At 57.8% G+C, this 21,570-nt stretch carries 16 protein-coding genes; 15 read left to right on the plus strand and 1 reads right to left on the minus strand.

Going from position 1 to position 21,570, the window contains the following annotated elements; translation table 11 throughout:
• Positions 1 to 109 precede the first annotated feature (109 nt).
• From PG879_RS04315 to PG879_RS04365, 11 genes are all read left to right on the plus strand, one after another.
• The gene (locus PG879_RS04315; RefSeq protein WP_270829827.1) at positions 110 to 1,276 is read left to right on the plus strand and encodes a nucleotide sugar dehydrogenase; all 1,167 of its coding nucleotides are present in this window, start codon (positions 110 to 112) and stop codon (positions 1,274 to 1,276) included.
• Positions 1,277 to 1,600: 324 nt separating this feature from the next.
• Positions 1,601 to 2,716, plus strand: coding sequence for a polysaccharide export protein (locus tag PG879_RS04320; RefSeq protein ID WP_270829828.1), 1,116 nt, complete (start codon positions 1,601 to 1,603; stop codon positions 2,714 to 2,716).
• 63 nt (positions 2,717 to 2,779) lie between these two features.
• The gene (locus tag PG879_RS04325; protein WP_270829829.1) at positions 2,780 to 3,208 is read left to right on the plus strand and encodes an arsenate reductase/protein-tyrosine-phosphatase family protein; all 429 of its coding nucleotides are present in this window, start codon (positions 2,780 to 2,782) and stop codon (positions 3,206 to 3,208) included.
• Between the two features lie 54 nt (positions 3,209 to 3,262).
• The gene (locus PG879_RS04330; RefSeq protein WP_270829830.1) at positions 3,263 to 5,440 is read left to right on the plus strand and encodes a polysaccharide biosynthesis tyrosine autokinase; all 2,178 of its coding nucleotides are present in this window, start codon (positions 3,263 to 3,265) and stop codon (positions 5,438 to 5,440) included.
• A 150-nt stretch (positions 5,441 to 5,590) separates the two neighbouring features.
• The gene (locus PG879_RS04335) at positions 5,591 to 5,869 is read left to right on the plus strand and encodes a hypothetical protein (protein ID WP_162726175.1); all 279 of its coding nucleotides are present in this window, start codon (positions 5,591 to 5,593) and stop codon (positions 5,867 to 5,869) included.
• 151 nt (positions 5,870 to 6,020) lie between these two features.
• Entirely contained in the window at positions 6,021 to 6,611 is a 591-nt protein-coding gene (locus tag PG879_RS04340; RefSeq protein WP_162726176.1) for a YjbF family lipoprotein, read from the plus strand.
• 47 nt (positions 6,612 to 6,658) lie between these two features.
• A complete protein-coding gene (locus PG879_RS04345; protein ID WP_182975886.1) occupies positions 6,659 to 7,363 on the plus strand; it encodes a capsule biosynthesis GfcC family protein in 705 nt (234 codons plus the stop codon).
• Positions 7,360 to 9,444: a YjbH domain-containing protein gene (locus tag PG879_RS04350; RefSeq protein ID WP_270829834.1), complete on the plus strand. Its 2,085-nt coding sequence runs from the start codon at positions 7,360 to 7,362 to the stop codon at positions 9,442 to 9,444. The genes PG879_RS04345 and PG879_RS04350 overlap by 4 nt, the downstream gene beginning before the upstream one ends.
• Positions 9,445 to 9,530: 86 nt before the next feature.
• The gene (locus tag PG879_RS04355; RefSeq protein WP_270829835.1) at positions 9,531 to 11,249 is read left to right on the plus strand and encodes a PglL family O-oligosaccharyltransferase; all 1,719 of its coding nucleotides are present in this window, start codon (positions 9,531 to 9,533) and stop codon (positions 11,247 to 11,249) included.
• Positions 11,250 to 11,512: 263 nt separating this feature from the next.
• A complete protein-coding gene (locus tag PG879_RS04360) occupies positions 11,513 to 12,166 on the plus strand; it encodes a YceH family protein (RefSeq protein ID WP_182957942.1) in 654 nt (217 codons plus the stop codon).
• 218 nt (positions 12,167 to 12,384) lie between these two features.
• Positions 12,385 to 16,221, plus strand: coding sequence for a DEAD/DEAH box helicase (locus PG879_RS04365; RefSeq protein WP_270829836.1), 3,837 nt, complete (start codon positions 12,385 to 12,387; stop codon positions 16,219 to 16,221).
• A gap of 81 nt (positions 16,222 to 16,302) precedes the next feature.
• Here the strand turns inward: PG879_RS04365 and PG879_RS04370 are convergent, their stop codons facing one another.
• Entirely contained in the window at positions 16,303 to 17,196 is an 894-nt protein-coding gene (locus tag PG879_RS04370; RefSeq protein WP_125117320.1) for a DNA replication terminus site-binding protein, read from the minus strand.
• A gap of 530 nt (positions 17,197 to 17,726) precedes the next feature.
• Here PG879_RS04370 and PG879_RS04375 point away from each other — a divergent pair.
• The 4 genes from PG879_RS04375 to PG879_RS04390 all read left to right on the plus strand — a co-directional run bounded on the left by PG879_RS04375 (position 17,727) and on the right by PG879_RS04390 (position 21,568).
• Entirely contained in the window at positions 17,727 to 17,936 is a 210-nt protein-coding gene (locus tag PG879_RS04375) for a DUF1127 domain-containing protein (RefSeq protein ID WP_010675316.1), read from the plus strand.
• 269 nt (positions 17,937 to 18,205) lie between these two features.
• Positions 18,206 to 19,225 (plus strand): succinylglutamate desuccinylase, encoded by a 1,020-nt coding sequence (gene astE / locus PG879_RS04380; protein WP_225159933.1) that lies wholly within the window; start codon positions 18,206 to 18,208, stop codon positions 19,223 to 19,225.
• Between the two features lie 271 nt (positions 19,226 to 19,496).
• Complete coding sequence (gene pdhA, locus PG879_RS04385) at positions 19,497 to 20,585, plus strand: pyruvate dehydrogenase (acetyl-transferring) E1 component subunit alpha (protein ID WP_041213175.1); 1,089 nt, start codon at positions 19,497 to 19,499, stop codon at positions 20,583 to 20,585.
• Positions 20,582 to 21,568 carry an alpha-ketoacid dehydrogenase subunit beta gene (locus PG879_RS04390; RefSeq protein WP_041213174.1) on the plus strand — a complete coding sequence of 329 codons (987 nt, stop codon included), beginning with the start codon at positions 20,582 to 20,584 and terminating at the stop codon, positions 21,566 to 21,568. Before pdhA ends, PG879_RS04390 begins: the two co-directional genes overlap by 4 nt.
• Positions 21,569 to 21,570: the final 2 nt, after the last annotated feature.

Consider the following 21,570-nt stretch of genomic DNA (forward strand, 5'->3'; position numbering starts at 1 on the left):
AGCTTTTATAAAAAATATTATTGCGATTTAAGCTGTCCATATATTTAAAGATGGTTTTGTTTTAATGATATTAAACTCGATTATTAAATGGTGATAAGGCTTATTCTAAATGAAACTTGCTATTGTAGGCACGGGCTATGTCGGCCTTTCCAACGCAGTATTACTGTCACAACACCATGAAGTGGTTGCAGTTGATGTGATTGCCAGCAAAGTCGAGATGATCAATCAGGGCCGCTCTCCTATCGTGGATAAAGAGATAGAAAGCTATCTGGACAGCCGTGATCTGAATCTGCGAGCCACACTTAATAAAGAAGAGGCTTATCACGGGGCTGATTTCGTTATTATTGCGACGCCTACCGATTACGATCCTGAAACCAACTACTTCAATACCAGCACGGTAGAGTCGGTAGTTAAGGATGTGATGGCCATTAATCCCGATGCGGTGATGGTGATCAAATCCACCATTCCGGTCGGCTTTACCGCTCGGCTGCGTGAAGAGTTGGGATGTGACAATCTTATTTTCTCGCCGGAGTTTTTGCGTGAAGGGCGCGCCCTTTACGACAACCTGCACCCGTCTCGCATTGTTGTGGGTGAGCGTTCCGAGAGGGCTCACGTGTTCGCCAATTTGCTATTGGAAGGAGCGATCAAGAAAGATGTGCCCATGCTGTTTACCGACAGCACAGAGGCCGAGGCGATCAAGCTGTTTGCTAATACCTATCTGGCGATGCGAGTTGCCTTTTTTAATGAGCTCGATACCTATGCCCAGCACCATGGCCTCGATAGCCGTCAGGTTATCGATGGTATTTGCCTGGACTCTCGTATTGGCAGCCATTATAACAATCCCTCATTTGGTTATGGCGGTTACTGCTTGCCGAAAGATACCAAGCAGCTGCTGGCCAACTACAACCAGGTACCGAATAACCTGATCCGGGCGATTGTTGATTCCAACACCACGCGTAAGGATTTTGTCGCCGACTCGGTGATCCGCAAGAATCCAAAACGAGTGGGTGTCTATCGACTGGTGATGAAAGCGGGGTCCGATAATTTCCGTGCGTCCGCTATTCAAGGGGTTATGAAGCGGATCAAGGCTAAAGGTATTGAAATGGTAGTTTATGAGCCTAGTCTGACAGAATCCGAATTCTTCCATTCTCGGGTAATGACTGATCTAGCCGAATTTAAAGCAAGCTGTGATGTGATTCTGACAAACCGCATGGTCGACGAGCTGAGTGATGTCATGGACAAGGTATATACCCGTGATCTGTTTGGTAGTGATTAATCCCTGACACAGGCTGCCCTTTGCGGGCAGTCTGTCATGGCGCGTTTATCAAGGTCGCTCATATCGGATCGTCCATCATGTTTTCATCATGGCACCCTGCCACTGGACCAGGCAGGGTCATGACCCCGATATAGGAAGCGATTGGGTTGGGGGTTGTTGATGGGCATGTTATGCATGTGGTTACTTCGTGCTTGATGCCTTGTGTCTTCAGACGATCTATCCGTTTTTCTTGGTAAATATTCCTCATGATTTTCCCTGAACTCCGCTATCATATGGCGATTTTTTCCAGTCAGTTTTTGATGGCAAGCTAAATAAGGTGTGGAAGTGAAAAGGATTCAGCTCATCCCTCTGTTGTCGGCCGTGGCTCTGCTCAGTGCATGTACTGTGGTGCCGGGTACCAATCTTTCAACCAGCGGCAAGACCGAGGTGGCTACCGGAACGGTTGATGTTGATCAACTGGCCGATGTCTACCCGGTGACGCCAGCACTGGTCAGCGAGTTACGCAAGGCGCCTGTGGTGGGCAAGGCCAACCCTGAGCTCAATCGCCAGATCAGCAGTTATGAGTACCGTATCGGGGTTGGCGACATCCTCAATGTGACGGTGTGGGATCACCCGGAGTTGACCATTCCTGCTGGCTCCTACCGCAGCGCGAGCGAGGCGGGTAACTGGGTACATGCGGATGGCTCCATCTTCTACCCCTATATCGGCAAGGTCGCCGTGGTGGGAAAAACGGTATCTGAAATCCGTGTGGATATTGCCAAGCGGTTGGCTCAGTTTATTGAAAGCCCGCAGGTCGATGTCAGCATTGCCGCTTTCCGCTCCCAGAAGGTCTACATCTCAGGCGAAGTCGCCAAACCTGGCGCGCAGCCCATCACCAATGTGCCGATGACGCTGCTCGATGCCTTCAATCTGGCCGGGGGCTTGAGCCCGACGGCGGATTGGCATCATGTGGTCCTGACTCGCCAGGGCAAGGAATACCCGCTGTCGCTGCAGGATCTTTTGCAGTATGGCGACCTCTCTCACAACCAGCTGATGCGCGATGGCGACATGCTCTATGTGCCGCGCAATGATGCCCAGAAAGTGTTTGTCATGGGGGAAGTCAACAAGGCTTCAACCTTGACCATTGGTCGTGAAGGAATGAGCCTGACGGAAGCCCTGAGCAGTGCCGAGGGCTTGAACCAGAATGCTGCCAATGCCTCAGGGATTTTCGTATTGCGCCCGGCAGGCAAGTCACAGCAGAAAGCCGCCATCTATCAACTTGATTTGAGTGACGCCACTGCGCTGGTGATGGGGACGGAGTTTGCGTTGCAACCCTATGACGTTGTGTATGTGACTACCGCACCTGTGACGCGCTGGAACCGCGTGTTGAGTCAACTGGTTCCCTCCATCACTGGCTTTAACGAGTTGACGGAAGGCATGTTGCGGGTTCGCAACTGGTAACGCTCAATGGATATTGACTCGGGGCCCTTGGCATCGGGTTGAAGATGAAAGAGTGACAGTAATATGTTTGAGAAAATTCTCGTCGTGTGTGTGGGCAATATATGTCGTTCCCCGACAGGTGAGCGTCTGCTGCGGGAGCGTTTGCCCGGCCGTGATATCCGTTCTGCCGGAGTGAGCGCCCTGGTCGACAAGCCTGCCGATCAGGTCGCTAGCGAAGTAGCCCTGCAACATGGGGTTTCTCTGGAGGGGCATGTTGCGCGTCAGCTTAACCGCGCGTTGTGTCAGGAGGCCGATCTCATCCTTGTCATGGAGAAAGGACATATTTCCGCCGTGACCGCCATTGATCCTGGCGCCCGCGGCAAGACCATGCTCTTTGGCCATTGGGTGGGTGAGTGCGAGGTGCCAGATCCCTATCGCCTCAGCCGGGAAGCCTACGAGCACGTTTACCAACTGCTGGTGCGTGGGGCCGATGCCTGGGTAAAAAAACTGTAACCACAGCCTGTGCCTGTGTTCGGGTTATCTGACAATAAAAATGGACTCTGTGTAATGACGACTTCTTCTGTTTCGTCCCGGCAAAATAGTGCTGCGGTGGAAAACGATGAGATCGATCTGGGGCGCCTGCTGGGCTACCTGATCGATGGCCGTTGGTGGATTGTGTGTATCACCGGCTTCTTTATGATGATGGGTGTTGCTTACGCCTTGCTGGCGACACCAGTCTTCAAGGCCAATGCCCTGCTGCAAGTGGAAAAAAAGGCCAGCGGCACCGCTCTTCTCGGTGACATGGCCGATGTGCTGGGTGGCGAACAGGCTGATGCTGCCGCCGAGATAGAACTCTTGACCTCGCGCATGGTGCTTGGCCGCACAGTGCAAGAGCTCCATCTTGATACCGTGGTGACCCCCGATTTCTTCCCGCTGGTTGGCCGTGGTGTGTCTCGCCTGATGGGTCAGCCCTATCCCAAGATGGCGATTAGTCGTTTTGAGGTGGCACCCGAGCTGATTGGTACTCCCTTCACCTTGACCTTGACCGGAGAAAACCGTTTTACCCTGGAGGTGGAAGGCCGGGTACTCGAAGGACAGGTGGGCAAACTGCTGGAAAAAGAGGATGTGACCCTGCTTGTCGCAGACGTCGCCGCACAAGATGGCCAGGAATTTACCCTGGTCAAGCAGCCGTTGCTGGATGTGATTGGCGAGCTGCAGCGGGATCTTCAGGTCAGCGAGAAGGGCAAGAATACCGGGATCATCTCCCTGGCCTTGGAAGGCGAAGACAAGGGGCGCATTCGTGCTGTGCTCGATAACATCAGCCAGAACTATCTCCAGCAGAACGTGCTGCGCAAGACTGAAGAAGCCCAGAAGAGCCTGGATTTCCTGCAGACCCATCTTCCCCAGGTCAAAGATGACTTGAACCGTTCGGAAGAGCTGCTCAATACGTATCGTCAACAGAACGAGTCGGTTGATCTGTCGCTCGAAGCGAAAGCGGCACTGGACACCATGGTCGGGATTGAGAAACAGCTCAATGAGTTGACCTTCCGTGAAGCCGAGCTGCAACAGCTCTATACCCGTCAGCATCCGGCCTATATCGCCTTGATGGAGAAGCGCCAGACTCTGATCAACACCAAGAACAACATCAACAAGTCGATCAAGCGCCTGCCGAAAACTCAGCAGGATATCTTGCGATTGACCCGTGATGTGCAAGTGGGCCAGGAGATCTTCGTCCAGCTGCTCAACAAGCAGCAAGAGCTCAATATCATGAAGGCGGGGACCATCGGTAATGTGCGTATCATCGATGATGCGGCAGTCGAAACCCGTGCTGTCAAGCCGAAGAAGCCGCTGATCGTGGTGCTGGCGACGCTGCTTGGAGGCATGTTGTCAGTGGGCCTTATCCTGGTGCGCGCTGCATTCCACCGGGGTGTCGAGAGCCCCGAACAGTTGGAAGAGATGGGGCTGTCCGTCTACGCCACTATTCCCTATTCCGAAGATCAGGCCAAGATAGAGCAGCAGCAGAAGAAGAAAGGTCGAAAAGCGATGGCTCTCAATGAAGCCTTGCTGGCCGCCCGTAATCCGGCCGACCTGGCGATGGAGTCGCTGCGCAGTCTGCGTACAAGCCTGCATTTCGCCATGATGGAGGCCAAAAACAACATCGTCATGATCTCGGGTCCTGGCCCTGGCCTCGGTAAAACCTTCGTGTCGACCAACTTTGCTGCCACCTTGGCCATGGGTGGCAAGAAGGTGCTGGTCATCGATGCGGACTTGCGCAAGGGCTATATGCAGAAAGTCATGGGGCAAGAGATGGGGGCTGGTTTGAGCGCCTATCTGGCGGGTCAAAGTGAGATGATGCAGGTGATCAGCAAGACTGGCTTTGACGGGCTCGATTTTGTCTGTCGTGGCGCAGTGCCACCTAACCCCTCAGAATTGCTGATGCACCCTCGCTTCAAAGCGCTGCTGGATTGGGCCGCAGAACATTACGACTTTGTCATCGTCGACTCCCCGCCGATCCTGGCGGTCACCGATGCGGCCATCGTTGGCCAGCATGTCGGGGCGTCTTTGTTGGTGGCTCGTTTTGCCAAGACGGCTGTGAAAGAGGTGGAAGTGGCGATTCGTCGCTTCGAGCAAAATGGTGTGGCTATCAAGGGTATTCTGCTCAACGCGGTAGAAAAGAAAGCCAGCAGTTATTACGGTAATTACGGGTATTATCAATATAGCTATGGTGATAAAACCAAAGCCTGATCCGGCTGCAGATGATAGATAAGGGATTAGTAATATTCAGGGAGGCGAAATTGAAGGTTCAATCGATGCCTTCTTTGAGTAATACTAGATATGGCTGGGGGGATCCTCTCAGTGTTATGTTTTAGCTGTGTCAACAAAAAGGAAGATAAGATGAAGAAGAGTGCGTTTGTTTTGGCCGCGCTGCTGGCTGTTTCCACTAATACCATGGCTGCAGAAGAGGGGGTAGCCGCTGCTGGCACAACGGGTACTAGTACCAGTGTCGGTGCTGGTGCTGGTACTGCTGCCGGGGCTGCTGGTGTTGGTGCGGCTGTTGGAACGACAGCTCTGGTCGCCGTTGGTGTTGCTGCCGCTGTCGGTGTAGCAGTAGCTGTCGCTGTCGCATCAAATGACGACAACAACAACACCAGCACTACCACGTCAACCCGATAATATTCAGCAAGGCTGCTTGGTTCAAGCAGCCTTGTTTTTCTTCTTATCCCTCATGGATGGTTTATTGCACGTGGCTCAGTATTCATCTTATTTCCCCACTCGATTATTGGCATTGTCGGCCACTCTTTTGTTGGCGGGATGCAGTACCTCAATGCAGAAGACAATTGAAACCTTTGGTTATGTGTTTAACAAGCCTGATGATATTGTACTGACCTCATCTGAGCTAAGAGCATTGCCCTATGCGAGTGCCTATATCAAGGTGGGAGATGTGCCGCAGGCATTGGTTATTTTGGCTTATGTCGATGGCCCACGCATGTCATGGGTGAGTGCCGATGGTGTGATGTTTGTGACCCAATATGGGCGCTTGATTAAAACGGTGGGGTTACCAAATGATTTGCGCTATCTGGGGAGTTTGGATAAGGATCCATTGAAAACCTCTCGTGTAGACAAGACGCCATCTATGGTGTGGTATAGCGTCGCTGAGTGGTCGAAAAAATACACCAGTGGGTATCCCTTAAGCATGCATTACACGCAGGCGGGCAATGAGGTTCTGAATATTATGGACCACTCCTATAAAACGACGATTGTAGAAGAGCACGTCGTTACCGCTCCGGATGAAGAGCGATGGCTGAATCTTTTCTGGATTGATGAGCAGACAGGTCAAGTTCGTAAATTCCAGCAGCAATTAGGCCCTTCGTTGCCAATGATCGAAATGACATTCCTTAAGCCCTACTCATCATGAAAATAATATATAGCTTATTGCTTGCTACATTGGGATCTGCCCCCGTTATGGCAGATGTGTCCGTGTCTATTTGGTGGCAAGGCCAACCGACAGCAACACTGACCCACCCCCAGTCCATGCTGTTGAGTGACGCGTTGTTAAACTCGACGGTCTCCCAGTACGATAATTATTGGCCTGTTGCGCATATTTCTACCCCTGCGCGCCAAAAGGACATTGAGTATCAACAGCAAGCCGTATTGAAGGATCTCACCTTGCTGGCAACGTACTGGCAACAGCATGATGAAGCTGAACTCGCCCATGCCGCTTTACAGTTGCATCAACAGCTACAGCAGTTGCAATTGACGGGGCGTTTCGAAATGCCGGTGGACCCGGATATCAGCCTGGCACCTTCCGGTATCAATCCCGTATTGCAGGGGGATTATCAGCTGTATCTTGCCCCTCGCCGCTCACAAATATATCTGGCCGGGTTGATTGGTCACCCCGGCGAAGGCCCTGTTTTGCCTGCAGCAGGACTGCGAGAGTACTGGAAGAAGCTGGATCTCTTGTCCGGGAGTGATGACACCGGTGCTTATCTGATTTCACCCAGTGGAAAATCTGAGTGGATCCCCGTTGCTATCTGGAATGAGCGCCATGTCGAAGCCATGCCAGGAGCGACCCTGTTTGTCGGTTTTGCGCCGAGTGTGCTGCCTGAGCAGTATCAAGACTTGAATACACGCATATTGACGTTGTTAGCGAATCGGATACCCAAATGACCTACCCAAGACTCTCACTGATTGCCCTGATGGTCTCCTTTGCAACCCACGCCGATGCCGACATTTTTGAGCCGTTAGGGCCATCACAAAGTGACTTTGGCGGCGTTGGCTTGCTGCAAATGCCAACTGCCAGAATGGCTAAGACGGGTGAATTCAGTGTCAATTATGTTGATGATGATCAGTACCGTCGCTGGTCCATGTCAGTGCAGCCGTTCAACTGGCTTGAAGCCACTTTGCGTTATACCGATGTAAGAACCCGCCTCTATAGTGCCAACTCCGAATTCAGTGGCGACCAGACTTACAAAGACAAGGGCATGGATGTCAAAGTCAGGTTGCTGGAAGAGTCTACCTGGATCCCGAATATTTCTCTGGGATTCCGTGACCTGATGGGAACGGGGTTGTTTGACAGTGAGTACATTGTCGGCAGCAAACGTGTTGGCCCGTTTGACTTCACCCTTGGCATGGGCTGGGGGAATATGGGAGAAAGCGGGAATATCACTAACCCTTTTTGCGAGTGGAAGGATGATTGGTGTTCCCGCGATAGTAGTTATTCAAGTGGTGGTGGCAGATTTGAAGCCAAGAATATGTTTCATGGCAATGCTGCATTGTTTGGTGGGGTTGAATACCAAACACCTTGGCAGCCACTCCGGTTAAAACTGGAATATGATGGCAATGATTATAGTAATGAAGTTGCCGGGAAAATAGACCATTCGTCACCCATCAATGTAGGTGCTGTTTATCGTCTGTTTGATTACATGGACACTCATCTTAGTTATCAGAGGGGAAACACTCTGATGTGGGGTGTCACTCTTCGCACGAACTTTAATGATTTACGTCAGAATCATTTAGATGAGCCCCATCCGGTGTATACCGCTGGAAAGGCCCCGGTAGATTCATCACAAGTTGACTGGCCTGTTATGGCGGGACAGTTTGAAAGCAATGCTGGTTGGAATAAAGCATCGCTTTATAGTGATAAGGCCACGGTAACCCTGTTGGGCCAACAGCAAAAATACAGAGATCAGCAAGAAGCCATTGATCGTACTGCGCTGGTTGCGATTAATCACCTGCCTGAGACTGTCGACGAGTTGAGAGTCATTGAGCTTCAGCGTGATTTACAGTTGCAAGAGACCGTGATTGATCTTGACTCTGTGCGAAAGGCTAACCAGCCTCAAATCCTTGGGCAGGAGACGGTGGCAGTAGATCATCAAAAAGTACCAGATCCTGTTCAGGGAACGCTCCGTTACCAATCTGAACCTGAATGGTTCTCTTATTCATTTGACCCGGTATTGACTCAATCTTTTGGCGGCCCTGAATCATTTTATATGTATCAGCTAGGTATTAATGCCAACAGTGAGCTACGTCTTACCGATAAGGACTGGTTGCAGGGGACGTTGTTCTTCAATATTGTGAATAACTACGACAAATTTAATTACAAAACACCACCAGCCGATACGGATGCGTTGCCTAGAGTGCGAACCTGGGTGAGATCGTATGTGGACTCATCTGATATCCTTTTGAACAATCTCCAGTTAACACATATGGAGCAATTTGGTCAGGAGTGGTATGGCCAGGCATACGGTGGATATCTGGAAATGATGTACGCCGGTGTTGGGGGAGAGATGCTTTATCGTCCTTTTGGTCAGCCATGGGCTCTGGGGCTGGATATCAACTGGGTCAAGCAGCGTGATTGGAACAACACCCTGAAGATGGCTGATTACGACGTTGCAACCGGTCACCTGACTGGCTATTGGGAGTTGCCTTTCATGGACAATGTCACCGCCAAGGTGGCAGTAGGGCGTTATCTGGCTGGTGACCTGGGTGCCACGTTTGATTTCTCCAAGCGCTTTGACTCCGGGATTGTGATGGGAGCATACGCAACTTTGACGGATGTGTCGGCCGAAGAGTATGGGGAAGGCAGTTTCACCAAAGGCATTTACATCACGATTCCATTTGATCTTATGATGATCCGCCCCACAACTGCCAAGGGAACGATTGGGTGGGTTCCTTTGACAAGGGATGGGGGGCAAATGCTTAGCCGCAGTAACTCTTTGTATCACATGACCGAACGCCTGCCGCTGTAAGGCTCTTCTCGGTATTGATTCGTTAGTCTGATAAGCCGTGATAGTGTTTTCACTGTCACGGCTTTTTTATGCATGATGAGGCATAAATGGGAAGAGAGTGCAGTTTGGTTCATAAGATTTTTTGGGGAGCATCGGTCTTGTTTTGGCTGCTGGGCATGCACTTTTTCATGCACAACCCGGGCGGTGCCGGGCTCTATCTGCCCTTCAACGCCTGGGGCTGGATTTTCGCGAGCCTGGTGATGGCGCTGGGACTGTGGCAGGTCACCCTCAACCAGCGGCTGGTGGTTTCGCCGCTGCTGACGGTCCTGTGGCTGGGGGCCTTGCTGCTGCTGTTGCCCATGGCTTATCCGGGCTTCGAGCTCAAGGACTATGCCATCCCCCGCCTGCTGGGGCTGTTTGCCGGTCTGCTGTTTCTGGCAAGCCTCTATCAGTGGCGATTCGGCCGCGAGGCGCGAGACCGGCTGCTCTATATGCTGCTGGGGGCCGTCGCCATTGAGGCGCTGCTCGGCCTGGTGCAGTATTACCTGCTGGTGCCGGGCAACTGGATTGGGTATGACACCCAGGCCAACCGCCCCTATGGCATCTTCCAGCAACCCAACGTGATGGCGAGCTTCATGGCGACCGGCCTGTCACTGGCCATCTGGCTGGAGCTGCGCGGTGATGCCAACCCCTGGCTCAAGGGGCTGCGCTATGGGGTGATCCTGACCACTTCCCTGCTGCTGGTCATCTTGCAATCGCGGGTCGGGCAACTGGGCGGCATGATGGCTCTCTTGTTGCTGTCTGCCCAGTTGGGTCGTGAGCGGCTGCTGGGCAGGATGCTCGCGCTGGTAGCGCTGGGCATCTTGATCGGGCTGGCTTCGCAATACCTGATGGCTGGAGCAAGACGAGGGCTGGAGATCTACCAATCAGGCGGCATGCGCTCCATCTACTGGCCCTATGCCGCCAAGCTGATTGCCCAGATGCCCTGGACCGGTTGGGGCTATGGCAGCTTCGAGTCGGTGTTTCTCCATCACTACATGGCCGACAAGGCGCTGAACCCGGCCATGGTGCAGATCGAGTACAACCTGGATCACCCCCACAACGAGTTTCTCTACTGGGCGGTGGAAGGGGGTCTGGCCCCCATGCTGGGCATGGTGCTGATGGGCGGGGCCCTGCTGTGGCGTCTGAGCCGGGCGGGCTGGGTCAAGGGCGCCGCCTTGCTTGCGCTGGTGACCCCCATCTTGCTGCACACCCAGACCGAGTACCCCTTCTACCACGCCATCGCCCTGTGGTGGGCGCTGCTGCTGCTCCTGTATGCGATGGATGCGGAGGTGGAGGAGCAAGGCCACGGCAACTGGCGCGACCATCTGTGCCGTCCCTGGTTGTTGCTGCGCTTCATGGCCATCGCCATTCCCCTGATCGTCATCCCCTTCATGCTGACCGCCCTGCATACCGCCTGGGTGGTGACCAAGTATGAGCGGGGCGGTTACAAGCAGCCTGCGCTCCTGCTCGACATCGTCAACCCCATGGCCTGGCTGACCCGGGTGGAGTTCGACGTGAACGCGGTGCGCCTCATGGTCGGTCTGCAGGCCAACAACAAGGCGGAGCTTGAAGCCTACCTCGACTGGGGGCAGGCCTTCGTGCGCCATACCCCGAGGGCCAACATCTACGCCAACATGGTGATCGCCCTCAATGCCCTGGGGCGCACGGCGGAGGCGGACAACCTGCGTGCAAGCGCCCTGATGCTCTATCCGGGTGAGCCTTTGCTCACCGTGTCGGCCGCAAGAAAGGTGGCCGCGACCCTGGAGCGCAAGCCCTCTTCGTGAGGGCCGTTTCAATCTGTCTACCATCACGGCCGCCTTTGCGGCCGTGATGGTTTTTGTGCCCGCCTCGTTGAAGGGGGAGGGGGCTGGTTGCCAAAGAGGTTCCCGGCCATCCCTTCACCTCGCCTGCGCACCGCGGCCGTTTTGCTGTACAAGGTTGCAGCAAGGGTTTCATCGGCTCGCAAAAATGGGGTTATCTGCTGGACGGCGCAAGCGCCTTGGTTAAGATAACCGTCTTAACGTCTTGTTTGGCAAGGGAGTATGACATGGAGATAGTACTAGGCCCATTAGAGGCCCGCGTGATCGGCTGCCTGATTGAGAAAGAGATCTGCACGCCGGATCAGTACCCTCTCTCGCTCAATGCACTGGTCAATGCCTGCAACCAGAAGAGCAACCGGGAACCCGTGCTGGAGCTCGCCGAGCTGGATATTCGCGCCGTGATCGACGAGCTGATCCGCCGCCGTCTGGTGGTCAATACCGCCGGTTTCAACGCCAGGGTGCCCCGTTATCAGCATCGTTTCTGCAATACTGAGTTCGGTGAGCTGAAGTTCTCGGCCCAGGAGCTCGGCATTATCTGCGAACTCTTGCTGCGTGGCCCGCAGACCCCGGGTGAGCTGCGCTCGCGCACCAACCGGCTGTGCAGCTTTGACGATGTGACCGAAGTGGATGCCGTGCTGGCCACCCTCATCGAACGGGGGCCCTATGTGGTCAAGCTGCCCCGTGAGCCGGGCAAGCGGGAATCCCGCTACGCGCACCTGTTCAGTGGCGAGGTAGATCTGCAGGCGCTGGCCGACGCGGCGCCCGCTGGCAACCTTGTGTCACCGGCGGCAGACAGACTGGCGGCGCTCGAAGAAGAGGTCGAGTACCTCAAGGGGCAGTTGCAGGGGCTGGAAGCCCGTCTGGCCCGGCTGGAAGGCTGAGCCAACAATCTGTTTCCAGAAGGCGCTGCGGCGCCTTTTTTGATGACCGCGCCCCTCCTGCGGCCCGTTGCCCGGTGGCAGGGGCGAGTGCCCTGTCAGCCCTGTCGCTCGCGTACCCATCAAAGGAGCTAGCTTTTTTGCACTATTTCGCGCTTAAGGGTCGAGCCGCCGCCGCTTTCCCGTTAAAATTCCGCCTTTGCACTTGCCCGTGAGTTCTGATGTCAGCCTTCACCCTCTCTTCAGATTGCCATGCCCTGCTGTGCGAGCTGCAATTGCAGCGTGCCGCCAGCACTCGTTACCTGCAAGACACCCTCTATGCCCCGGGCGCACCCGGGTGTGCGCTGCTCGATACCCTTGATCAGTTGCAGCAGTGGGGGCTTGTCCGTCAACGAACGGAGCAGCAGTGGAGTCTGACGGCAGAGGGAACCCTGACCCTGATCCTGGCGGTGCGTGCGGGGGAGTGCCCCATGCCGCAGTGGTCCCGCATCCCCTCGGTCACGGGCCTGGAGCGGGCACAGGAGGTGGTGCGCGAGCTCTGTCTGGGGGAGGCGGGGCAGATCCCGGCCTATTACCAGAGTGCCGAACTCCTGAGCCTCCTGGATCTCCCCGATGCTCCCCGCCTGCTGGCAGGCTCCAGCCCCGCCTGGCAGGCCCTGCTGCTCGAGCACTTCGCCCTGCAGGCCCTGCTTGACGCAGAGCCTGACGAGGGCTGGCCGCTGGCTACGCTGGTCGCTTCCTGCTCCCCGGCGCTCTCTGGCCTGATCCAGGCTCGCGCCCAAGAATGGGAGTGGCTCTGCGGCCCCTTTGGCGGCGAGGTAACCACTCACTGGCCTGCGCTGCAACAACTGGCGCAGAAAGGGGATGAGCAACCCTTGGCCGAGCGGCTGCTGGGCGCGCTTGGCCAGTGGCAGGGGCAAGAGGCGTCGCCCTGGCCCCGGATGTTCAGCGCCCTGCTCTGGCTCGGCTGGTTGCAACAGGCAGATCCGGTGCAGGGGAGCGAGCAGCGCAAGAAGTGGCAGCGCAGTCTGGGCCATCACTCCCCCCTGCTGGCCGATCTGCTGGGGCAGTGGGCCGGAGATCGCCACGGCCAGGCGGTCGGCCTGTTCGATACCCTGCAACTGCCGCTGGAGGAGCTCCACTGGGGTTACCTCTGGCTCGATCTCTGCGCCCTGGCGCGCCACGGCGAGCAGAGCCCCCAGGTGACCATCTTGCACAAGTGGGACCTCTCCCACGTGCTGGACGCCGAGCCCCGGCATCGACTGATGGCCTTCTGCCAGGATCTGCTGCGACTCCTGCTGGGCCGGGAGGCCGCCCATTGGCCCCTGCGCGCGTTGCGTCCTGCTCAAGGAGAGGAAGAGGATACCACCGAGGGGGAAGGCAAGGCCCCCGCCTCGGCAAGCTGGCTCAACTGGCTGCAGGGATTGGGACGCTCGAGTGGGGTGCGCAAGCCTCGGGAGCGGCTGGTCTGGCTGCTCCACGCGGAGGGGCCAGAGCTTGAGTGCAAGATCCAGAAGCAGAGTACCAAGGGGGAGTGGACCGCCGGGCGAAGGGTCGATCCTGCCCTGCTTTCCACCCAGTACGCCAGCCTGCTGGATGAGGCGGACTGGGCACTGGTGCGTACCCTGCCGCGCAACATGGACAAGCTGCCCCGAGATGCCTGGGTGCCCCTGGCAAACCATCCTCGGCTCTTCAATGCCAAGGGGCAGAAGCTGCAACTGGCCATCAGTGCCCCTCTGCTGCAACTGGTACAGAGCGGGAAGGGCATGAGTGCCAGACTAAACCCTGCTCCCGCCGCCCGTGGTGCGCACATCGTCCCTCTTGCTCAGGATTTGTGGCAGCTTATTCTGACACCGCAGGCGCTGCTGGACAGACTACCGGCCCTGGAGGCCATTCCGGCATTGCCGCCGGCCGGGCTCGAGGAGCTGCAACGCACGCTGGATGCGATCCCCGATCTCCCCTGGCACAGCCAGGTGGCGGGCCTCAGGGGCAATGCCGAGCTGGCCCCCTGGCCCGGCGTTCCCTCCGTCCTGCTCGACTGGCAGGAGGGGCAGCTCGTGGTCCAGCTGGTGACCCGGGAGGGGGACCTGCCTCCCTTGCCTCTGGGCAAGGGGGAGGCCATTGTGCGCCAGGGTATCCTGGAGTATCACTACTGGCAGCGGGATCTGGCTGCCGAGAAGGACGAGGCCCAGCGCCTTCGCAACCAGTTGCCCATCGGCCTGCCCGGCAACGAGTGGAAGCTGGACGGCGAGCAGGCACTCACCCTGGTCAACGCCCTGCCAGAGCTGGTTGACGCCGGTGTGGTGGTACATTGGCACCAGGACAGCACCCGCCTCAAGAGCCTCGATGAAGAGGCCCTGAGCCTGCGTATCGAGCGGCGTCAGGACTGGTTCCAGGTGGAAGGAGAGCTCTCGCTGGACGAGCATCAGATCCTCGATCTTCGCCTCATCCTGCGACAGCTGACCCCGGGCCAGCGCACGGTGCAGCTCGACGATAAGACCAGCCTGATGTTGAGCGACAAGCTGGTGGAACGCCTCACCGTGCTCGGCGCCATGCTGGACGACGAGCAGCGTATCAACAACAAGCTGGCCTATCCGCTGGCCCGCCTGCTCTCCGTCATCACCACCGAGGGGGATGCCGCCTGGCAGAACCTTCAGCAGGAGTGGCGGCAGGAGGTGAGCTGTCCCCCCGAGCTGCTGACGGCGCTGCGTGACTATCAGAAGGAGGGGGTACGCTGGATGGCGACCCTGGCTCATCACGGCTTCGGTGCCTGTCTGGCCGATGACATGGGCCTTGGCAAGACCTTGCAGGCCCTCATCGTGCTGCGCATGCGCCAGCACCTGGGCCCGGCGTTGGTGGTGGTGCCCAAGTCGGTGGTCACCAACTGGCAGGAGGAGGTGGCCCGCTTTGCCCCCGAGCTCGAGGTGGTGGTGTTCGACCATCCCGCCGAGCGGGAGACCCTGATCCAGGGGGCCAGGGCCGGACAGATCGTCCTGGTCAACTACGGCATGCTCGGCAGTCTCTCCCAGGCGCTCAAGTCCCGCCGCTGGTCGAGCATGGTGCTGGACGAGGCACAGCAGATCAAGAATGCCGGTACCCAGCGCGCCAAGCTGCTGTTCCAGCTCGACGGGGATTTTCGCCTCGCCCTCTCCGGCACTCCCATCGAAAACCATCTGGGGGAGCTGTGGAGCCTGTTCAGCTTCATCAACCCCGGCCTGCTCGGGAGCCTCGGGGAGTTCAAGCGCCGCTTTGGCAAGGCGGTCAAGGATCCCCAGCACATGGCGATGCTGCGGGCGGTGATCAGCCCCTTCATCCTGCGCCGCCTCAAGCAGCAGGTGCTGACGGAGCTGCCGGACAAGACCGAGATCATCCATCACATCAGCCTATCCCCCGAGGAGCGTCAGCTCTACGAGGCGACCCGGCGCGAGGTGGTGCAGCAGGTGCAAAGCGCCGATGGCCGTGCCCTGATGCATGTGCTGAGCGGCCTGACCCGGCTGCGCCGACTCTGCTGCTCCCCCCAGCTGGTGATGCCGGAGTGGTCGCAGACCAGCAGCAAGCTGGACGAGGCGATGGCGCTGCTGGACGAAGCCATCGATGGTGGCCACCGGGTGCTGGTGTTCAGCCAGTTTGTCGATCTGCTGAGCCTGCTGCGCAGCCGTATCGAACAGCGGCAGTGGGACTACTGCTATCTGGATGGGGGCTGCTCGGCCAAGTCCCGTCAGGAGTCCATCCTGCGTTTTCGCCACGAAACGGTGCCACTCTTCCTCATCAGCCTCAAGGCGGGGGGGACGGGCCTCAACCTGACCCAGGCCGATACCGTGCTGCACCTCGATCCCTGGTGGAACCCAGCGGTGGAAGATCAGGCGAGCGATCGGGCGCACCGCATGGGCCAGACCCAGCCGGTGACCGTCTATCGCCTGGTGTGCGAGCAGACGGTGGAGGAGAAGATAGTGGCGCTGCACGACGAGAAGCGGGCACTGGCCGACGGCCTCCTGAGCGGCCAGTCCGAGGTGAAGGGGCTGGATGTGGAGAGCCTGCGGGCACTGCTGATGAGCTGACGGCGATGGGCTGTCGCCCGATGTGACAAGGGGAGCATCACGGATGCTCCCCTTGTCGTTTGTGGCGGTGCCGAGCCTGCACTACCCCTGATAGAGGTAGAGGTGCAGCCGCTCTATAATGGGGTCACCGCCAATCTTGCGATCCCGGCGTGCCTGGCGCAGCTTGGGCGGGTAGTGGCCCAGATGGGTGACGGCCGGCTGGGTATCGGAGCAGAGCAGCAGGGGAAGGCTCGCCTTGATCTGCTGCTTGCGGGGCTCCCGGTCCTGCCAGAGCAGGTTGATCATGGGGTGGGTCTTGACCGGCCTGCGGATCCGCAGGGCGGCATCCGCTGGCAGGCGGCGAATGTCGTATACCTCCTGATCCACCATCTTGCTCCACTCTTCGTTGTCAAAGAGCGCCGGTACATACCGGCGGCTTCGCTCCAGCATCTCCAGTACCTGCTCCCGGCTGAGGCGGCTGATGCTCTGCTTGTCGGCCCAGGTGAAGCCCAGCGAATGGAGATCCCCCTGAAGCCAGGTCAGCTTGCGATAGACCTGCAGGGTGATGACACCGGGCAGGGCGCTGTGCACCAGCTCGAACTTCTCGTCCCGCCCGCCCGCCGCCTGCACCATGGCCTTGAAGGCGAGCTTGTGCGCGTTGATCTCCTCGATGACGGGGGCCAGCTCCCTGGCGCAGGCGGCAGGAAAGCGCAGCCAGCCGGGCAGACGATGGGTCGCCTTGGTGGAGCAGCCTGGGCGGGCGCTGTGGTCCTGAAAGGCGGCGAGGGTGGCGGCCAGGGCCGCCTCGCCCGAGAGATAGCCCACCTCGATGGCCTCGATGGGCTCATGCTCTTCCCCCTGGGCCACGGCCGGGAGGGGATAGACATGAGCCTCCAGCAGGTCGAGCTGGCCCAGTTGCCGGGCAAGGCGTGCCAGCGACGCCTCCAGCAGGGCCATCTGTTGACGCAGGGCGGCGGTGGGGGTAAAGGTGTCCATCGGCAGATCCTGTGTGTGTGCCGCTCCCTTGTTCAGCATGATATTGGGACAACGTGGGGAGGCAGCATGATAAACCACTGTATAAATAACCATACCAGTATGATGGCAGGGTGCCAAGTGTCCGGTGCCACCCTGACGATGGGGGCGACATGGGGGCATCCGGTTCAGGTTGCCTGTTCGTATCTTTTTGTTAAACAACGATCTTGTTGCGATCTATTTGTTAACAAAACCTGGTGGCCGAGAGTTTGCACCCTGCTGACTCGCCGTCGTGCCGTGCATAGCTAGCGTGGGAAAGTGCATAGTTAGAAGTGGGTGGCGCAGGAGAAAATGCTGTCATGCTGCCAGGGGGAAAATTTCAGCATTATTTCATTTTAAAATCATATGGTTATGGTTATTGCCCTGGCGATATCAACCATTACTTTTACTAATGTCATGTATCAAAATTCGTCAATTGAGGCACCTCCCCGCCCTGACTAAGCTTTGCGCATCAAATCCGAGCCTTGCGCAGAACGAGAGAGAGGAGCCATATCATGGCCAACATGACTTATACCGAAGCCGGTTACCAGCATTCCAGCGAATCGAATCTGGTTGCTCGCGTCAAGATGACCGTCCTGACCTGGCTGGAACGCAGCCGCAGCCGTCGCCAGCTCTCCGAGCTGCCCGCCTACCTGCTCAAGGACATCGGTCTGAACGAAGCCGACCGCTATCAAGAGACCACCAAGCCGTTCTGGCGTGGTTGATCAGCCGGGCATGGATGCCTTGTTTTTCTGCTGATCCCAGGGGCATGCTGCCCACCCGTCTGCCGAAGGCATGCTGTCTTCACCTGCCGATACCCGTTCACCGCTTTCCCTCTCCCGTGTTTCCCCCCGCTTGACCCTGTTGCATGAGTTGTCACTCATTCTCGCCACTTTTGTATCCTTACTGTTTGAATTTGTTTAAAAACTGATTTTAAGCCCGGTTGCCTTGCGTATAATCCGGCCATGGCATTCCAGACTAAAGGGTGAGACGGATGATTCCCCAGCATGACTTTTTGGCCCTGACGCGCCGCCATGAGTGGCAGCTCGAGCCTTTCGCCTTCAATCTGACCGACGGTACCCGGGTGAGCGTGTGGGATACCGGCGTGATCTGCCTGGAACCCGCTTCCGAGGCGGGGCAACCCGGCCACAAGGACATCGTCCTTTCCTGCGGCATCCACGGCAACGAGACAGCCCCCATAGAGATCTGCAACCAGTTGCTGACCCGGTTGCTCGCAGAGGAGCTCAAGGTTCGTCACCGGGTGCTCTTCCTCTTTGGCAACCCCGCCGCCATGAACCAGGGGGTGAGGGAGGTGGAAGAGAACATGAACCGCCTCTTCTCGGGCGCCCACAGCAAGGGGGAGGGGCTGTGCAACCGGGAGCGCATCCGCGCCATGCGTCTGGAGCAGTATGTGAGCCGCTTCTTTGCCGACTCGGCCAGGCCCCGTTACCACTACGATCTCCATACCGCCATTCGCGGCTCGCGCCACGAGAAGTTTGCCGTCTATCCCTTCCCCCACGAACGCCCCCACTGCAAGGAGCAGGTACGTTTCCTCGGTGCCTGCGGCGTGCGCACCATACTGCTCTCGAGCGGCCCGACTACCACCTTCAGCTATTACAGCTCGCACCAGCACGGCGCCCATGCCTTTACGGTGGAGCTGGGCAAGGTGCGGCCTTTCGGTGAAAACGACATGACTCGCTTCATCGAGGTGCGCCAGACATTGCAGGAGCTGGTGACCCGGGATGAGGTGGCCCTCGAGCCATGGCGAGCCGATGACTTCACCCTTTTTGCCATAGATCGGGTGATCAACAAGCAGTCGGAGCAGTTCCGCTTCCTGTTTGCCAGCGATGTGGACAATTTCACCGAATTTCCCCAGGGTTTTGTGCTGGCAGAAGATGGGGATCAGCAATACAGGGTAGAGAAACCGCGGGAGGCGGTGGTCTTCCCCAACGCCAACGTGGCCATCGGACAGCGCACCATGCTGCTGGTGGTACCCACCCGTTTGTGGGAGTGAATTGACGCCTTTTTGTCATGCTGATCCTGCGCCACGGGCGGTGGCAAGCAGCATAACGGTGATGGACGTGATCCCGAACTCGATATGACAGGGAGCCTGAACAGGCTCCCTTCTTTGTTTCTGCTCGCCGAAAATTCCGATTACCTTCGAAAATAAAAGAAGTTTCTACTGGTCTTACCTGGATGAATCTCGTTGCCCTTTAGTTAACATGTTGTTTACATTTTAAATGTCACCTCATGGTGGTGACGCTGACAACGGCAAGGAGCCAGTTATGACCCATGTCGACATTCCCTTCCTTCGTTACCTCGATGAGGAGGGGCGCCCGGTCGCGACACTGCCGACTTGGCTGGACAAGGCGATGCTGCACACCTTCTACCGCAACATGGTGATGGTGCGCAGTTACGACAAGAAAGCGATAGCACTGCAGCGAACCGGCAAACTCGGCACCTTTCCCTCCCATCTCGGGGCGGAAGCGGTGGGGATCGGGGTCGGGCTCGCCATGCAGCCAGAGGATGTCTATGTACCCTACTACCGGGACATGCCCACTCTCTACGTGAGGGGCGTGCCCATGGAGCAGAACCTGCAGTATTGGGGCGGGGACGAGCGTGGCAGCGTCTTCTACAAGGCCGATGGCGAGTTGTCGGAAGACTTGCCCATCTGCGTTCCCATCGCCACCCAGATCACCCATGCTGCCGGCATCGCGGCCGCCTTCAAGCTGCGCAACCAGCCCAGGGTCGCCGTGGTGACCATCGGCGATGGCGGCACGTCCAAGGGAGACTTCCTCGAGGGGCTCAACTGTGCCGGTGTCTGGCATCTCCCCATGGTGATGATCATCAACAACAACCAGTGGGCCATCTCGGTGCCGCGCAAGTTGCAGTCGAGCGCGCCCACCCTGGCCCAGAAGGGCATAGGGGCCGGGGTGCGCAGCCTCCAGGTGGACGGCAATGACGTGGTGGCGGTCTATGAGGCGACCCGCGCCGCCGTCGAGCGGGCTCGCAGCGGCAAGGGGCCGACGCTCATCGAAGCCGTCAGCTACCGGCTCGGGGATCACACCACCGCCGATGATGCGACTCGCTATCGTGACGGCGCCGAGGTGGAAGCGGCCTGGGCCAGGGAACCGGTCAAGCGGCTGCGCCAGTTCATGTTTGAACGGGACTGGTGGGATGAGCAGCAGGAACAGGCACTGCTGGCAGAGGCGGGCCGGGAAGTGGAACGCGCCGTTGCCGCCTACGAGGCCATCACGCCCCAGGCGCCGGAGACCCTGCTCGATTACCAGTTTGCCGAGCTGCCGAAGGCCTATCTTGCCCAGCGCCAACGCATCATCGCCAAGGGCATGCAGCAGAGCGGGGAGGGACTATGAGCGATATCACGCTGCTCGAAGCGATCAATCTGGCGTTGCACCACGAGATGGCACGCGATCCTGATGTGGTGGTACTGGGGGAGGATGTGGGGGTCAACGGCGGTGTGTTTCGCGCCACAGTGGGGCTTCGCGATAAATTCGGGTTCAAGCGGGTCATCGATACGCCGCTGGCCGAAGGGCTCATCGCCGGAGTGGCGGTGGGCATGGCGACCCAGGGGCTCAAACCCGTGGCCGAGTTCCAGTTCCAGGGCTTCATCTTCCCGGGCATGGAGCAGATCATCTGCCAGGCGGCACGGATGCGAAACCGGACCCGTGGCCGTGTCACCTGTCCCATCGTCTACCGCTCCCCCTACGGCGCCGGCATCCATTCGCCCGAGCACCACAGCGAGAGCGTCGAGGCCCTGTTTGCCCATATCCCCGGGCTGCGGGTCGTTATCCCTTCGAGCCCGAAGCGAGCTTACGGCCTGCTGCTGTCGGCTATTCGGGATCCGGATCCCGTGATGTTCTTCGAGCCGGATCGCATCTATCGCTCCATGAAGTCGGATGTGGTGGATGACGGCATCGGCCTGCCGCTGGATGTCTGCTTTACCCTGCGTCCCGGCCGGGACATCACTGTGGTGGCCTGGGGAGCCTGCATCCAGGAAGTCATGCGGGCGGCGAACCTGCTGGCGGAGCAGGACATCCAGTGCGAGGTGCTGGATCTTGCCACCATCAAACCCCTGGACATGGAGAGCATCCTGACCTCGGTACGCAAGACCGGGAGGTTGCTGGTAGTACACGAAGCCTGTGGCAGTTTCGGGGTGGGTGCCGAAATCGTGTCCCAGGTGACCGAAGAGGCGATGACTGCCCTCAAGGCGCCGCCAAGACGCCTCACCGGCGTGGATGCCGCCGTCCCCTACTATCGCAGCGAGGAGTATTACCTCATCACCGAGCAGGAGATCGCGCAGGCAGCTCGGCAACTGATGGAGAACCAGTGGCTATGACG

Source organism: Aeromonas sp. QDB63 (assembly GCF_027707425.1).
Lineage (GTDB): Bacteria > Pseudomonadota > Gammaproteobacteria > Enterobacterales > Aeromonadaceae > Aeromonas > Aeromonas caviae.